The organism is Desulfovibrio sp., from assembly GCF_019424165.1.
Classification (GTDB): Bacteria; Desulfobacterota; Desulfovibrionia; order Desulfovibrionales; family Desulfovibrionaceae; genus Desulfovibrio.
In genome coordinates this window covers 82,879-98,599 of the sequence record NZ_JAHZAA010000003.1, presented here as the reverse complement: position 1 = coordinate 98,599, position 15,721 = coordinate 82,879, and the positions used below count along the sequence as shown (strand labels likewise).

Sequence of the window (15,721 nt, the reverse complement as noted above, 5' to 3'; positions counted from 1 at the left end):
ACGAAGTGTATTACGCCTTCGTGCCGGATTCGCGCAACAGGCAGTCGCGCAGGCTGTCGGCAAGGCATCCCGCCCCGCCCATGTCAAAATCCTTGACTGCCGTCAATATGGCGGCCACTCCCTCGGCGTGGGGAGTGCCGTCGGCCAGCAAAGAAAATTTTTCCATTGCGCTTTCCACCGCCCCCCAATCCCTTTCCATACGGCGGGGCAGATCCTCCAGAAAGGCCAGCAAGGCCGCGCGGTGCTCTTCCGCCATCTGCCCGGAACCGCTGGCCGTACGGCAGGCATGCCGCCCCATGCTCCGCACATAATCGAGCACCCGCCCCATTTCTACCTCAAAAGACTCCAGTACCGTGTGCTCCGGCAGGTTGTGGGGCAAAAATTCTTCCATCGTGCGGGTAAGTTCGCAGATACGCTCCACGCCCAGGTTGGCGGCCACACCCTTGACCGTATGCGCCATGCGCGCGGCCCCCTTGAGGTTGCCGCTCTCAAGCATTTTGCGCAAACGGGCGGGGCTGTCGCCATAGTGGTCGACAAAACGCTGAAGAAGCTCAAAATACAGCGTTTTGTTGTCCCCCACAGTAGCAAGACCGGATTCCACATTGACAATGGAAACGGCCTGTTCCTCATCAGGCAAAGCCGCAGCCACAGGGGCGGTCATGCCCCTGTCCGCAGATGCGGATGCGGCCTGTCGGCTTTGGACAGCGTAGCCAGCACGGATCGGGTCGTCCGCAGATGCGGATGCGTCCTGTCGGTCGGTTTCGGGCGGCTCCGCTGCGCCGCCACCCTCATGAGCCTGCCTGGCAGGGTTGCGCCTGAGGCCGCCCACAAGCCATTTTTCCAGCGTGGCGTAAAGCGTTTCAGGATTCACGGGCTTGGTAAGGTAGTCATTCATGCCCACATCCTTGCCGTCCATGCGCGAGGCCAGGTCTGTGTGGGCGGTCATGGCTACCACCGGCAGGTCAACGGGGCTGATGCCCATGGCCCGGATGCGTCGCGTGGCCTCAAGGCCGTCCATAACCGGCATCTGCACATCCATAAGCACAAGGCCCAGCGGGGGATGTGCGGGATTTTCCAGCAGGTCAAGCGCCTCCTGCCCGTTGGCGGCCAGCAGAACCTCAAGCCCGACCTGCTCAAGCAGCTCGCGCGCAATCTGCGCGTTTATTTCGTTGTCCTCCACCACCAGCACGGCAAGAGCCACGGGGGGCATGCCCGCGCTGTCTCCGGCCTGTGGTGTGTCGGTCAGCGGCCCGGCCAGGCCGTCCAGATCAGGAAGAACGGACATGGCGGGCATATGAGGCAGACCGGGCAAATCCGGCAGGGCAGTCGGGGGGTACGGCGCAGGCAGGCCAATCGGACACGACAGCCCGGACGGGCCAGACTGGTCGGGCAGGGACGTACCTGTTGCCCCATCTGTTGCCTGCTCCGCGTCTTCACACTCACCGGAAGCGTCCGGTCGCTCCATATCCACAGAAAAAGAAAACCGGCTGCCCTGCCCCGGTACGCTGCCCACTTTCAGTTCACCGCCCATAAGGTTGACCAGTTGCCGCGCCAGGGCAAGCCCAAGGCCCAGGCCACTGAAAGCGCGCGTCATGGATTCGTCGCCAAGGGTAAACGGCTCAAAAAGTTTTTTCCACTGCTCCTCGCCCAGGCCCGGCCCGGTATCCGAAACCACAAAGAGCAGCCGTATGGCCCCCTTGCGCATGGGTGGTTCCCCCGAAGGCAGGATGCGAAAATCCACACTGCCGGTGGTCGTATACTTGACGGCATTATCCAGCAGAATGCGCAGCACTTCCTCCAGATGGCGCTCATCGCCCGCCACCACGGCCGGAATGGAGGGGTCCAGCACAAAATTGAGGCGCAGGCGTTTTTCAAGGGCCAGCCCCGCCACGCTCTGGCGCAGCAGGTCCATAAGGTCCGCAACGGCAAAAACCTTACGTTCCATACGAATGGAGCCTTCACTGGCGCTGGAAAAATCCAGGATGCGGTTCACCATATCCAACAGCACGCTGCCGGATTTGTTGATCTGGGCCAGATAGTTCCGCTGCACTCCGTTAAGATCCGTTTGCAGGCTCAGATAGCTCATGCCGATAATGGCATTGAGCGGCGTGCGTATTTCGTGACTGATGCGTCGCAGAAAGTCATCCTGCACATGTGAGGCCCTCTGGGCCAGCTCCAGCGATGTGAGCGCCTGCGACCGGGCCAGCATCGCCTGCTGGCGGCTTCTGCGCGCGCGCTGTTCCGCCTCTCTGAGCTCACGGATACGCGAATAGAGTGTTCCCTTCATGCGTTGCAACGAGGCGAACATGACTGCCAGTTCATCCCTGTGCCGCAGCCGCAGCGGCAACGGATCCAGCCCGGCGGCCACGCTTTCGGCATACCTGCTTACGCGGTCCAGAGGGTTGGCGATACGGCTCTGAAAGATATAGGCATTGCCCAGCACACTGCTGCCGAGCAGCGCCAGGCCCGCCAGTACGGCCACAAGCGTCCAGCGCAGCGGAACCTCGCGCTCGCCAAGGCGGGCCAAAAATTCACCGCGCTGCTTGTCGCCCAGGTTGCGCGCGGCTTCGGCTATGGAATCCGGAATACGGGCCAGACCGTTGTCATGCACCCAAAGCAGAGCCGCCTGCCTGTCTTGCCGGGCCTGCGCCGTGCTTGCCGCCGGCCCGCTTTTGAGGGCACCGCGCACAGCGGTTTCCGTCATTGATTCCAACAGGACAAGCTGGGCCACAATGGACTGCACCTGGGCGTGTACGGGACCGGTCATTTCCAGATCGTTGACCAGCGAGGTCAGCGAACGACGCTCGCCAGGCGCGATCTGGGCCGTTGAGGAACGGGGGGCCTCGCCCCGCTCCACACGCAGCAAATGCCGCCAGCGCTCAAGATGAAAAGTGTCGCCGGTGCTGATGTAATCATGGGCCGCGCGATAGTTCTCGCGCGAAACGCCGCCTATTTCCGCCAGCAGGCTTTCAAGATGATGGTAATCATGCAGAAGGCCGTTGATCTCGTACAGACTGCGGCCAAGCCAGCCCGTGCACAGGCCCAGCAGAAGGACCAGACACAATTGCGCCATGTTCGAAGTTTTTATAAGCGCTCTTATACTCATGCCTATGTTCCCGTATCCGAGCGACCCCGCAGAGCAGATTGCGGGCGCAACGGCAATGCGGTTCCAGATTGGTGAGGAGCAGATGGCCTGTTCCGGCGCGCGTCCGGAAACATTTCCGAAGCGGAACGGCCGGGGCTGTAATTATTGACGCTCAAAACATTTTTTCGCGGGTGGGGCGTAACGTCCGGCCTGTGCCGGGCCGCATGCGCGGGGCAGCCCGCCTGATTGCTTGTACTGCGCCGGAAGGAAAGGTTTTTTTGCAGCAGGCGATTACTTGAGAATGGACCCTAACACAGGCCAAGCAGGCCGTAAATGGCCTGCATATCCAGAGATGCTTCCACAGTGTCGGCCAGACGGTCCAGCTCCGGCCCAAGGCTGTAAGACGCGCCGGCAAGGGGCGGCAGGCCCGCGTCCTGCCGGAGCGCCGCCAGAAATGCGTGCCTGAAGGCATCCGCATCAAAAAGCCCGTGCATGTAGCTGCCCCACACCCGCGCCCGGCCCGCAGCGTCGCACAGCCCCCAGCCCAGGGGACGGCCCCCCGTATCGGCCATAACCACACGCAAGCCGGATTCGCCAGTGGCCTCATCCTGTCCTGCAAGGGGCAGGGTGCGGCCGTGATGGATCTCATACCCGGCCACCTCCTGCGCGGGGAGCAGCATGCCGGTTTCGCCGGGCGTGTCTTTTTCCGGCAGGCCCGCAGTCAGGCACCGGCAAGCCCGCCCGCTGACGCGGAGCAACTGCTTTTCTGCTTCCAGCCGGGTTGCCAGCGGCAGCAGGTCAAGGCCCGGTTCCTGGCCGCCCTCTTCAAGACCAAGGGGATCGGCTATGACCCGGCCGAGCATCTGCAACCCCCCGCATATGCCGGTCAGAACCCCGCGCTGCCGGTCCATGGCGGTGCGGGCAAAAAGAACTATGGCGTCCGCCAGCCCCGTTGCCCGCAAAAAGCGCAAATCTGCTGCCGTGTTGCGGCTGCCCGGCAGGATGACGGCATGGGGCTGCCCCCAGTCTTCAACCCGGCGCACAATGCGCACCCGCAGGCCAGGCTCCTGGCGCAGGGCGTCAAGGTCCGTGGCATTGCTGATATGCGGCAGGTCCGGCACAAGCACATCCAGCAGGTCGGCGGGCGCGGCGGCTCCACTGTCCATGCCCGCCATATTCAGGCCGGGTGTGATCCCCAGCTTGAAACTGACGGAATCTTCCTCGGGCAAGCGCAGGTTTTCCAGCATGGGCACGACGCCCCAGAAGGGTTTGCCCGTGCGCCGGGTAAGCATGTGCAGAGCCGGATCCAGCAGGCTCGGGTCGCCGCGAAACTTGTTAAGGATAAATCCCGCCACCCGCGCCCTTTCCGCGCGGGTCAGCAGGGCCATGGTTCCCGCCAGGGCCGCGAAAGCGCCGCCCCTGTCAATATCTGCCACAAGGGCTACATGCGCGCGCGCGTAACGGGCCATGCGCATGTTGACGATATCGTGGGCCTTGAGATTTATTTCCGCCGGGCTGCCCGCGCCCTCGAGCACCACCACATCTGCCTCGGACGCAAGGCTGCGGTAAGCGCGACGCACGGCCTTCCATGCCTCTGGCTTGTAGCGAAGGTAGGCCCCCACACGCATCTGCCCCACAGGCTCGCCCAGTACAATGACCTGTGACCCCGTGTGGGACGTGGGCTTGAGCAGCACCGGGTTCATGCGCACGTCGGTGGGCAGGCCGCAGGCGGCGGCCTGTAGCGCCTGGGCGCGGCCCATCTCCCTGCCGTCATGGGTGACAAAAGAATTGAGGGCCATGTTCTGCGCCTTGAAAGGCACAACCCTGAGACCGCGCCGGGCCAGAAGACGGCACAGGGCCGCCGTAAGCAGGCTTTTGCCCGCATTGGAGCAGGTTCCCTGCAGCATGAGGGCCGGGGGCAGGCCATCCGGCCCCGCGACGGAGCGCACGGATGGCGGCGTGCCGGACGGCGCAGGGCCGGTCATATGTGAAGAGCGCAAAGAAGACATGGCCCTTCATACGCCCAAGAAGCAGTCCGGGCAAGATACGGCACGGCCCACGGCCTTGTCGGGAACGAACTTGCGCAGAGGCTGCCCATTTCGTATAAAGACAGGAAGAAAAACAGGAGCGGTCACGCCCCCGGCCCCCTGCGAGGCGGTGCGGGACGACAGGCCCAACAGCAGCGGGCATGCGCGGCGGACCGGAATACTCTGGAGATAGTAAATTATGAAACGCTTTCTGCTCTGGACAATGGGCATCGTGCTGGCAGCCGTGGCTGTTCTGGCCGTCATGCTCAGCCGGATGGACACGGACTTCGTGATCCGGCAGATCGCCGACGCCACGGCCGGGGCCACAGGCAAACCCCTTATATTTGAAAGTTCGCCGAAAATATCCTTTTTTCCTCCCGGCGTCAGCTTTGGGCAGGCCCGGTGGGGCCAGGCGGAACAGGGCGACAATCTTGTTGTTTCCGTCAAGGGCGGCATGGCCGAACTTGAGTTCATGCCGCTACTGTCCGGCACTGTAGTCTTACGCGAGGTCCGGCTGGACAACCCTTCAGTCACCGTACGGCAAAACACGACAAGCGCAAAAAACGGCAAACAGCCGACAGATGCCGCGCCGGCTGAAAAAAACACCGCGGCGGACAACAGGAGCACGGGAGAAAGCACCAGCCCCGCCAAAAGCGTCACACCGGGCACAGCGTCCCGTGATGCCGCGCCGCCCGTTGAGTTCAAGCGTCTGGTCATACGCCAGGGATCCCTGAGTTTTACCGGTGAGCAAGGGCAGGACATCACGATCAGCGACCTGAATCTTTCCGCGGAAAATCTGCGCCCCGGGCAGGAAACCACAGCCAGATGCGACTTTACCATCGCTCTGGGCGACGCTCCGGGAACAGCCGGGCACATCTCGGGCAATCTGGCCCTGTCGGCCAAACTCCGCTATGCGCCGCCCGCTCTCACCCTGCGCCAGACATCCCTGACATTCAATCCGCTTTCCGGCCCGCTGCCCAAAGAAGCCGGGCCTCTGCAACTCAATATTGAAGGCAGCCTGGACCTGAACAGCATGCGCATGCGCGTGGATAAAGGCTGGCTTGCCACGCCCCAGGCACGCCTGGGCCTTCAGGGCGAGGCCACATTCAATCCTCCGGCCTTCACCGGCAATGCCGAGGTAGACGGCTCACCCCGCAAGCTCGCGGCCCTGGCCGGGCTGAACTTCAAGCCCGTGGCGCAGGGCGTCACAGACGGGCTGAACCTCAAGGCGCGGCTGGCCTATGGCAATAACAGTCTCAACCTTTCAGACATTCACGCCCGCGTGGACGATATCACCCTGCGCGGCCAGTTCCGCCTGGGCCTTGAGCCCGGCGCGCCCCTGTCCATAACGGCCGATGCCCAGATCAACGCCATTGATCTGGATAATTACCTGCCCCTGCCCTCTGCCTCCGCAAAGGACAGCAAAACAGACGCGGCGTCCGCGAGCGCAGCAGCCAGAAAAAAAGAAAAAGACGAACCGGGTAAAACGCCCATGCCGGACATCAATATCCGTCTGGCCCTTGCGGGCCTGAGCATGGACAAGCTTCAGTTCCGTGACATACAATTGGCGGCGCAGGGCCTGCGGGGTAACTATACCATCACCGCCCTTACCGCCACTCTCGGCAGCGGTGGCAAGATACGCGCCACAGGAGCCGCCCGGCTGGCCGACGCCGCCAACCCCGCCTATGCGGTCAAAGGCACGGCTTCGGATGTCAACCTGGGCAACCTGCTGGAAGGCCTCGGCAAAGGACGCCCCCTGAACGGCACAGCCATGCTTGAGGCAGACCTGACCATGGCCGGAAAAGACGCCACCGCCCTGCGGAACAGCCTTTCCGGCAAAGGGCTGCTCGAAATCCGCCAGATGCGCCTGGAATCCATACCCACGCTGCCCCAGAACATTCCCGGCCTTCAGGGACGCGTACCCAGCACCTTTGAACTTGTACGCGCGCCCTTTACAGCGCGGAGCGGCGAAATAAACGTCAACCCGTTCAGCGCCAGCGCACAGGGCCTCAATGCACGGGGGCGCGCAGCCATAAGTCTGCCGCGACAGTATCTGGACTCCACGGTCAACGTGGAAACACTGGGCATGACCATTCCGCTTATCATTCGCGGGCCGTTCGACGATATCTCGTACTCCGCGGACCCGCGCTTTGCTCTGGACGCCGCCAGCAAACTGCCCGCCATCTTGCAGGGCAAAACCCCAAAAAGCGGCACAGACCCGCAGCGGCAGGACGATATGCGCGGCGCGGGGGATCTTATCCGGGGGCTTTTCGGGCGCTGATCTCCGACGCGGGCTGCCGAAAACCCCGGCAGCCCGAAAGGCCGTGCAGGATGAAAAACCGCGGGGTGGGCTGCCCGCCGCAGGGCAAAACGGCTGTCTTGCCTCCTGTCTTGTGTTGCGGCGGGAGCGGGTCTGGAGTACCCTTGCGGGAATGCGCCGCGAAAAACGGACCACAAGGCGTTACCCCGCGCGCAGGCGCTGCGGCAAAAAGCCTTTCCGCCCCGGCCCCTTGGCCGGAAGCCGGCATACAGGCCCGGAAAGCGGCACGGTGACTTTTCGCCCGGCAAGACTTGCCTTTTCCGCCTGACAGGCTAAAGCTTTTGGGCAGGCGGGCGTTAAGAAAACAAGAGGGCCGGTTTACGGCCCGCTCGCGCAAGAAAATCTTGCGGCGCTGCAGGTCGTCTGCGGCCCGTCCCGGCATGTCCGCAAAGCAGAGCTACCGGCCTGTAACGCGGCCTGCGGCAGTTCTCCGGGCTATGGTTTGTCCCGGCACGGCAGGTGAAAAAACGACACAGGATGAATTGAGCCTACAGGCGGCACTATGTATTTATTAATTGGTCTGGCCATCGTCGCGGGTTCGGTGTTCACGGGCTACACCCTGGCCCACGGTGAATGGGGTATACTTTTCCAGCCTGCGGAATTTATTATTATTCTGGGTTGCGGCCTGGGAGCCTTTTTTGGTTCGCAGACCAAGTATACCTTCGGGCTTATTCTCAAAAGCCTGAAGCACCTCTTTGCGGACCCCGGTTCAAGCAAGGGGCGTTATCTGGAAACGCTGGCCCTGCTCTACGCGCTTTTTTCCAAAATGCACCGCGAGGGCGTCATCAGCATTGAAAGTGATGTGGAAAAGCCCGAATCCAGTCCCATTTTCAGCAAATATCCCAATGTTTCCAAAGACACCAAGGTAGTCAACTTCATAGGCGACACCCTGCGCGTCTATCTGACCACCGGCGACCCCGCAGACATTGACAGTCTTATGGATGTGGACATCACCACCATGCGCGAAGAAGGCATCCTGCCTGCGCATGCCGTGTCACACATGGCCGAATCGCTGCCGGGCATGGGTATTGTGGCCTGCGTTCTCGGCGTGGTGCTTGCCATGGGCAAGATCAACGAACCGCCGGAAGTGCTCGGCCACTATATCGGGGCGGCCCTTGTGGGTACGTTCTTCGGTATCCTCTGCTGCTACGGCCTGTTTGGCCCCATGGGCTCCAAGCTTGAAAACTACGTGGCCGAAGAACATTTTTACTATCATTCTGTCAAAGAGGCCGTGGCTGCCGCCATTCGCGGGTCCACCCCCCTTATTGCCGTGGAGTACGGGCGCAGGGCCATACCCTATCCTTTCCGCCCCAGCTTTGCGGAAATGGAAGACAAGCTGAAGAGCGGCTAGGCCGCCAGCAAGGTCTTCGGGCTGCCGCCATATTTTGCTGAACTTCACACCACGGGGCGCTCTGTACACCCTGCGGCGCAGGTATGCTCAAACCTGCCGTACCCCAGGCTGCACAGGCGCATAACGGGATACAAGGCTGCTTTGCCCGCCCGCGCAACCGGAGCCAGCCGGGCGCGGAGAAGTGCAGATGCAGCAACGCCGGCAGGCGGCTGCCTGCACCATATCGGCCAATGGGTGTGGCACGGCGGCAAGCCTTTCTTCCGTCAGCAATCTGGTGTATCTTTTGTGTCACACAGGGGCGCGGCGCTTTCAGTGCCGGAGCTTTTCCGGCAGGCCGCCCCGAACCGGCAACACCGCGCCTGCCGCAAGGCAGAACGCACAGCGCGGCAGATCCGGCAGCCCGCACCGGGCATGGTATAAACCTGAGGAGTCTGCTTTATGGGCGGCGCATGGAAAGTCGCTTACGCCGACTTTGTTACGGCCATGATGGCCTTCTTTCTTCTGCTCTGGGTTCTCAGCATGGTTCCACCCGAAACACGGGCGGGCCTCGCCGCCTATTTCAGCGGCGACCGCAACTTTGACTCCAGCTCCACATCGCCCGTTTCCAACAATCCCTTTATCCAGAATACAGACAAGATCGACACGCGCGACATCAAGATCAGCGAAGTGGAAAAATCCCACTATGCCATTGCCCAGAAGATCAAGCAGTTGCTCATGGCCGATTCTGTTCCGCAGAGTGCTTCGGGCATCAGCGCCGATGATGTGGGCGTGCAACTGCGGGTCAACTCCGACATCATGTTCAAGCCCGGCACCGCAGAACTGCTGCCCGAGGGCGACAAGGTGCTTTCGTCCGTGCTCAGCCTGATGGAAGAATACAATCTGTATCTGGTGGTTCGCGGCCATGCGGATTCCGTCGAAGCAGCGCCGCCCTACGCCTCCGCCTGGGAACTGTCGGGCGCACGCGCCGCAGCCATGGTCAACTATCTGGCGCAGCACGGCATCAAGGCCACCCGCATGCGTGCCGTCAGCTATGGCGATACCCGTCCGCTCAAGCCGGGCATTGACGAGCAAAGCCGCGCCATGAACCGGCGTGTGGAATTTTTCTTCCATCGGCCAGAGGTCATGTCGTACAGCGTGGTTTACTAGGGGCGATTGGTCAGGCACGCCTGTCGCGGACCGCTCCCCAGCAAAAAGCGGGGACAGGTCCCGGTCGTGAGCACTGATGCTGCAACGCCGGTTGCCGGCAAGACCGCGTCGAGCCGTAAAATACCGCCAGGGTACTGCCAGAATTCGCCCCTTCACTCAGGCCCCAGGCATCGTGCGCGCGGCATATTTGCGCGCGTTTTTTATGCGGCCCGGCACAGCCGCGCGGGAACCGCATCGAGGATACCGGGGTATCAGCCCGGGCTTCTGCCCAAAGACAGCCCGCCAACGCGGCCGCACGAACCGATATTTTCTCACTGCGCCACGGGCGCACAGCCATCAGGAACATCCATGCCGCTCATCTTTCTTGTAGGCCCCAGAGCCTGCGGCAAAACCACAGTAGGGCGCACTCTGGCCCGGCGGCTTGGTCTGCCTTTTGTGGATACGGACCATTTTCTCCACCACCAGACAGGCCGCACCGTGGCCCAGATAGTCGCAGCCGAAGGCTGGTCAGGATTTCGCCGTCGCGAAAGCGATGCCCTGCGCGCTACAGTCGAACTGCACCAAACTGCCGGAGCCGTTATTGCCACCGGCGGCGGCATGGTGCTGGACGCAAAAAACCGCGCCTTCATGCGCGAACAGGGGTACGTGTTCTACCTGTCGGCCTCTGCGGAAGCGCTGGCCGCGCGTCTGTCGAGCAACCCACTTGCGGCCCAACGGCCCTCTCTCACCGGAGCCGACATCCAGGCAGAAGTCGCCCAGGTCCTGCATGAGCGGCTGCCCCTCTACGAGCAGACCGCCCACTACCGCTTTGACGCAACGCTTTCGCCCGGATGCATCTGCGCGCAGGCTCTGGCCCTGCTGCGTGGACCAGACGGGCTGGAAAACAACGAGAACACCGGACCCGGCCAGGGCGGAGACTCCACGGGTGTATAGCCTTTTTCCGGATGTTTCCGGCACCGACCAGCCGCTGGTTACGGTTCTTCTGCCCGCCTACAACGCCGCACACACCCTTGAAGCCGCCCTGCACAGCCTTTTTATGCAGCACCCGGCCAGGGGCGCCCCCCTGCCGCCCTTTGAAATCCTCGTTGTTGACGACGGCTCCACCGACGGCACTTCCGCCCTGCTGCGTCGCCTCGCCCTTTCGCCCCTCGCTCAGGGGCGGTTGCGGGTGCTGCATGTGGAGCATGGGGGCATTGTCCCGGCTCTCAACGCCGGGTTTGCCTCGGCGCGCGGCAGCCTGATCGCCCGCATGGATGCCGACGACAGCGCCCGACCCGAACGCCTGGCCCTACAGACGGCCCACCTGTGGAACAATCCGGAGCTTGACCTTTCGGCCAGTCTGGTGGGTTTTGGCGGCGACCGTAGCCTTGCGCACGGTTTTGCCTATTTTGTGGACTGGCAGAACAGCCTGTGCTCCCACGCAGAAATCAGCCGGGGACGCTTCAGGGACACGCCGGTCTGCCACCCTTCAGTCATGTTTCGCCGCAGTGCGGCAGAAAAATGGGGCGCTTACGCAGACGGAGATTTTGCGGAAGACTGGGAACTGTGGCTACGCTGGCTGCACAACGGAGCGCGCATGGAAAAGCTGCCGCAGGAGCTGCTCACCTGGAATGACGCGCCCACCCGTGCCACCAGGGCTGACCGCCGCTATGCAGCCGCTGCCTGCGACAGGTTGCGTGCACTCTGGCTGGCCCGTCACCTTGAACAGCACAATCCTTTTCATCCGTATGTATGGGTCGTGGGCGGCGGCCGCGTGGCGCGCAAACGGCTCGCCCCCCTATGGAATCTGGGAGTACGCCCTATGGCGTATATTGATATTGATCCGAAAAAAATCGGCAACGTCATAGGCGGCATTCCCGTGCGCGGGCGCGATGCCCTGCCCGGTCCTGATGCCTGCCGCGTACTCAATGCGCTTACGGCACATGGTGCGGCGGAAGAGGCCGCGCGCTGGCTCGAGGCACAAGGGTTCCGGCGGGAGCAGTGGATACTTGTCTGATCAATCAATCAGTTTGATTTATATTGCCATTTGCCGCAAGTGTTTTCTTTCATGAGCGGGCATGCGCCCAAACGGTGAAATGCGGCTTTCCGGGTGTTTTTGTCGTCTCAAGCACCCTTGCAGGCCATACCCTCCAGCGCCGCCCACACCGACGAAAGTCGAAATACCCCAGAATAACCTGTTTTTCAATACACTGTTTTTTATGAATATTTTAAAAATTCTCATGGACCTTGCGAAATTTGTCACCAATACCCTTTGACAGAACATGCCCAAGCAGATATGTTGCAAGGGCTTAATGTTTTTTTCATTCCTTCAATCCGTCATCATTCGGGAGGATGCGGCATGCTGGACCTTAACATCACAATGGCCTTTCAGCTGGTAAACTTTCTGATCGCCATCTATGTGCTCAACATCCTCCTTATCCGCCCCATCCGCGATATCATCAAAAAGCGCAACGGCATCATGGACGGCATGGCCGAAGAGGCCGAGTCCTTTGAGTATCAGGCGGCTGAACGCCTGACCGCCTACGAGGCTGAACTGGCCCGCGCCCGGCAGGACGCCGGCCTTACCCGCGAGGAAGGCCGTGCCGCAGGCCTGGAGCAGCAGCAAACCCTCGTGGGTGAAGCCCAGAAAAACGCTCGCGACATTATTGCCGAAACCCGCGAATCTCTGCGGGAACAGGCCGCCAAAACCCTTGATGATCTGCGCAATCAGGTGAGCGATTTTTCTGCCCGCCTGGCCGCCAAGCTCATCAAGGGCTAGTTTTTCGCGCTTTTTCGGTACCTGCCGAACGCCCCCGGGCGATTCGGTTTCTTTAGGCACAGTCTACGCTATTGCATATTCTTGAACAGAGGGGGTGGGCTTTGAGCAAATGGAAACACGCGGGTAATATCCTGCCGCTCGTTCTAGCCTTTGCCGCGATTGTTCTCATACCTGTGGGAGCATTCGCTTCCGAAGGGCATGAGGCGCCGCGCTGGGGCGACTTCGGCTGGCGCGTGCTCAACTTCGTGATCTTCGCGGGCATCCTCTGGTACTTTATTGGTGGGCTTGCCAAGCGCTTCTTCAAGAATCGCCGCGAGACCATCGGTGGAGCACTGGACAGCCTGGAAGAACGCCGCGCCAGGGCCAAAGAACAGCTGGCCGCTGTTGAGTCGCGCATTGCCCGCCTCAACGAAGAGCGCGAAGCCATTCTGGCCGAAAGCCGCAAACAGGCCGAAAGCCTGAAAGCGGGCATTGTGGAAGAGGCGCACCGTCAGGCGGCGCAAGTTGTGGAGCAGGCGCGCAAAACCGCTGAAAATGAAGGCCGCACGGTACTTGCTGAAGTGCGCGCCGTCATTGCCGACGAAATCGTGGATGCCGCCGAAAAGGCCCTGAGCGGTAAGCTCAATGCCGATGCCCACGACAAGCTTATCGCCAACTCCCTTAAAAAGGTGGTGCTCCATTGATCGACACCGTGGTTGCACGCAGGTACGCCAACGCCATCTTTGCGTTGGGCAAGAAGGATGGGGACGACGCCCTGAGCTCGCGCGGTGAATGCCTTGCTGCTCTCGGCGAAGCGCTTGCCGCCGCGCCCGGACTTGACATGACCCTTAAAAGTCCCGTGATCGGCGTGGAAGAAAAAAAAGCGGTTCTTGACAAACTGCTGGGCAAGCTCAAGGCCGACCAGACGATGCGCAGCTTCTGCTTTTTGCTGGCAGACAAGGAAAGGCTCGCCTTTCTGCGCGAAATTTCCGCCTGGTATGGCAAACTGCTTGACGAAGCCAAGGGCATTGTCCGGGGCGAACTCGTCACGGCAGTAAAACTTTCTGCCGATAAAAAGGCCAAGCTCAAAGAAGCGCTGGAAAAGAAAACCGGCACAGCCCTTGAGCTTACCTTTGCCGTCGACAAGGACATACTAGGGGGTATGGTGCTCAAAATGGGTGACCGGGTGCTGGACGCAAGTCTGCGCGCGCAATTGGGTATCCTTCGGGAGACTTTCAAGAGGGGTGAATAGCACATGCAGATCAAAGCGGAAGAGATAAGCAAGATCATTGAGGATCAAATCCAGAACTACGAGCAGCGCGTAGAAATGAGCGAAACCGGCACCGTGCTTTATGTTGGTGACGGCATCGCCCGCGTCTACGGTGTGCAGAACGCCATGTCGATGGAACTGCTGGAATTTCCCGGCGGCGTCATGGGCATGGTGCTCAACCTCGAAGAGGACAACGTGGGTGTCGCTCTGCTCGGTTCGGACGTGGGCATTAAAGAAGGCGACCCGGTCAAGCGTACCGGCAAGATCTTCTCCGTGCCTGTTGGCGACGGCGTTATGGGCCGCGTGCTCAACCCTCTGGGTGAGCCTATCGACGGCCTCGGCCCCATCGATGCAGCCGAAGTGCGCCCGGTGGAAATCAAGGCCCCCGGCATCATTGCTCGCAAAAGCGTGCATGAACCCATGCCCACGGGTCTGAAGGCCATTGACGCCATGACGCCCATTGGCCGCGGCCAGCGCGAGCTGATCATCGGCGACCGCCAGACCGGTAAAACCGCCGTTTGCCTCGACGCCATCCTGGCGCAGAAAGAAACGGGCATCCACTGCTTCTACGTGGCCATCGGCCAGAAGAAGTCTTCGGTGGCCCTGGTGGCTGACACTCTGCGCCGTCACGGTGCTCTTGAGTACACCACCATCATTTCCGCCACCGCGTCCGATCCCGCGCCGCTGCAGTACATTGCGGCCTACACGGGCTGCACCATGGCGGAATACTACCGCGACAGCGGCAAACACGCGCTCATCATTTACGACGACCTTTCCAAGCAGGCCGTGGCCTATCGCCAGATGTCCCTGCTGCTCCGTCGTCCTCCGGGACGTGAAGCCTTCCCTGGCGACGTCTTCTACCTGCACTCGCGCCTGCTCGAACGCGCGGCCAAGGTAAACGACAGCCTCGGCGCGGGTTCCCTGACGGCTCTGCCCATCATTGAAACCCAGGCCGGCGACGTGTCCGCGTACATCCCCACCAACGTGATCTCCATCACCGACGGCCAGGTGTACCTTGAGCCCAACCTCTTCAACGCCGGTGTGCGTCCGGCCATTAACGTGGGTCTTTCCGTGTCCCGCGTGGGTGGCGCGGCACAGATCAAGGCCATGAAGCAGGTGGCGGGCACCATGCGCCTGGACCTTGCCCAGTACCGCGAACTGGCGGCCTTTGCCCAGTTCGGTTCGGACCTCGACAAGGGTACCAAAGCCAAACTCGACCGTGGCGCGCGTCTGGTGGAACTGCTCAAGCAGCCCCAGTACCAGCCCATGCCTTCCAATGAACAGGTCGCTTCCATCTACGCCGCCACCCGCGGCTATATGGATGACGTGCCGGTGGAAGACATCCGCCGTTTTGAGGCCGCCCTGCTCACCTTCCTGCGCGACACCAGGAAGGACGTGCTGGACGCCATTAAAGAAAAGCAAGTCATTGACGAGGCTGTGGAAAAAGCGCTTACCGAGGCTATTGCCGCCTTCAAGCAGGGCTGGACGGCCTAGGGGCCCCCAATATCCGGGAGAAAAGCATGCCTTCACTCAAAGACGTAAAAATGAAGATCGTGGGGGTCGGTAAGACCAAGCAGATCACCAAGGCCATGAATATGGTGGCCTCGGCGAAACTGCGCGGCGCCCAGACCCGCATCGAGCGCTTCAGACCGTACGCGGCCAAGTACCGCGACGTGCTCGCCGAACTGTCGAGCAAGGTGGAGGGCACAGCCCACCCCCTGCTGGCCGAGCATGAGGAAAAGAAGCATTGCGCCATTGTGCTGGTGACCTCGGACCGCGGCCTCT

At 61.5% G+C, this 15,721-nt stretch carries 12 protein-coding genes; 10 read left to right on the top strand and 2 right to left on the bottom strand.

All coding sequences use genetic code 11. The features are described 5' to 3' along the window. Positions 1-10: 10 nt before the first annotated feature. The gene (locus tag QZ377_RS02465; protein WP_291439210.1) at positions 11-3,106 is read right to left on the bottom strand and encodes a response regulator; all 3,096 of its coding nucleotides are present in this window, start codon (positions 3,104-3,106) and stop codon (positions 11-13) included. Positions 3,107-3,393: 287 nt separating this feature from the next. Next, positions 3,394-4,992, bottom strand: coding sequence for a cobyric acid synthase (locus QZ377_RS02460; RefSeq protein WP_291439348.1), 1,599 nt, complete (start codon positions 4,990-4,992; stop codon positions 3,394-3,396). Between the two features lie 319 nt (positions 4,993-5,311). Between QZ377_RS02460 and QZ377_RS02455 the strand changes: the two genes are divergently transcribed. The 10 genes from QZ377_RS02455 to QZ377_RS02410 form a co-directional block, all read left to right on the top strand. Then, complete coding sequence (locus QZ377_RS02455; RefSeq protein ID WP_291439208.1) at positions 5,312-7,393, top strand: AsmA family protein; 2,082 nt, start codon at positions 5,312-5,314, stop codon at positions 7,391-7,393. A gap of 541 nt (positions 7,394-7,934) precedes the next feature. Then, a complete protein-coding gene (motA, locus tag QZ377_RS02450) occupies positions 7,935-8,783 on the top strand; it encodes a flagellar motor stator protein MotA (RefSeq protein ID WP_015939184.1) in 849 nt (282 codons plus the stop codon). Positions 8,784-9,221: 438 nt separating this feature from the next. Then, complete coding sequence (locus tag QZ377_RS02445; RefSeq protein ID WP_291439205.1) at positions 9,222-9,929, top strand: flagellar motor protein MotB; 708 nt, start codon at positions 9,222-9,224, stop codon at positions 9,927-9,929. Between the two features lie 348 nt (positions 9,930-10,277). Then, positions 10,278-10,862 carry a shikimate kinase AroL gene (aroL, locus tag QZ377_RS02440; protein ID WP_291439204.1) on the top strand — a complete coding sequence of 195 codons (585 nt, stop codon included), beginning with the start codon at positions 10,278-10,280 and terminating at the stop codon, positions 10,860-10,862. Next, complete coding sequence (locus tag QZ377_RS02435; protein ID WP_291439203.1) at positions 10,855-11,925, top strand: glycosyltransferase; 1,071 nt, start codon at positions 10,855-10,857, stop codon at positions 11,923-11,925. The genes aroL and QZ377_RS02435 overlap by 8 nt, the downstream gene beginning before the upstream one ends. Positions 11,926-12,267: 342 nt before the next feature. Beyond that, positions 12,268-12,687 (top strand): ATP synthase F0 subunit B, encoded by a 420-nt coding sequence (locus QZ377_RS02430; protein ID WP_291439202.1) that lies wholly within the window; start codon positions 12,268-12,270, stop codon positions 12,685-12,687. A gap of 101 nt (positions 12,688-12,788) precedes the next feature. Beyond that, positions 12,789-13,370: an ATP synthase F0 subunit B gene (locus QZ377_RS02425; RefSeq protein WP_291439200.1), complete on the top strand. Its 582-nt coding sequence runs from the start codon at positions 12,789-12,791 to the stop codon at positions 13,368-13,370. Further along, positions 13,367-13,918, top strand: a complete 552-nt coding sequence (atpH, locus tag QZ377_RS02420) for an ATP synthase F1 subunit delta (protein WP_291439198.1) — start codon at positions 13,367-13,369, stop codon at positions 13,916-13,918. Before QZ377_RS02425 ends, atpH begins: the two co-directional genes overlap by 4 nt. A gap of 3 nt (positions 13,919-13,921) precedes the next feature. Further along, positions 13,922-15,430: a F0F1 ATP synthase subunit alpha gene (gene atpA / locus QZ377_RS02415; protein WP_291439196.1), complete on the top strand. Its 1,509-nt coding sequence runs from the start codon at positions 13,922-13,924 to the stop codon at positions 15,428-15,430. A 26-nt stretch (positions 15,431-15,456) separates the two neighbouring features. Then, positions 15,457-15,721, top strand: a 265-nt coding sequence (locus tag QZ377_RS02410; protein WP_291439194.1) for a F0F1 ATP synthase subunit gamma, incomplete at its 3' end; no start/stop codon positions are given.

Excerpts from the sequence above, each read along its gene's own strand:
- motA (WP_015939184.1), top strand. The coding sequence starts at position 7,935 with ATGTATTTATTAATTGGTCTGGCCATCGTCGCGGGTTCGGTGTTCACG.
- QZ377_RS02445 (WP_291439205.1), top strand. The coding sequence starts at position 9,222 with ATGGGCGGCGCATGGAAAGTCGCTTACGCCGACTTTGTTACGGCCATG.
- atpA (WP_291439196.1), top strand. The coding sequence starts at position 13,922 with ATGCAGATCAAAGCGGAAGAGATAAGCAAGATCATTGAGGATCAAATC.
- QZ377_RS02465 (WP_291439210.1), bottom strand. The coding sequence starts at position 3,106 with ATGAGTATAAGAGCGCTTATAAAAACTTCGAACATGGCGCAATTGTGT.
- QZ377_RS02430 (WP_291439202.1), top strand. The coding sequence starts at position 12,268 with ATGCTGGACCTTAACATCACAATGGCCTTTCAGCTGGTAAACTTTCTG.
- aroL (WP_291439204.1), top strand. The coding sequence starts at position 10,278 with ATGCCGCTCATCTTTCTTGTAGGCCCCAGAGCCTGCGGCAAAACCACA.
- QZ377_RS02455 (WP_291439208.1), top strand. The coding sequence starts at position 5,312 with ATGAAACGCTTTCTGCTCTGGACAATGGGCATCGTGCTGGCAGCCGTG.
- QZ377_RS02460 (WP_291439348.1), bottom strand. The coding sequence starts at position 4,992 with ATGCTGCAGGGAACCTGCTCCAATGCGGGCAAAAGCCTGCTTACGGCG.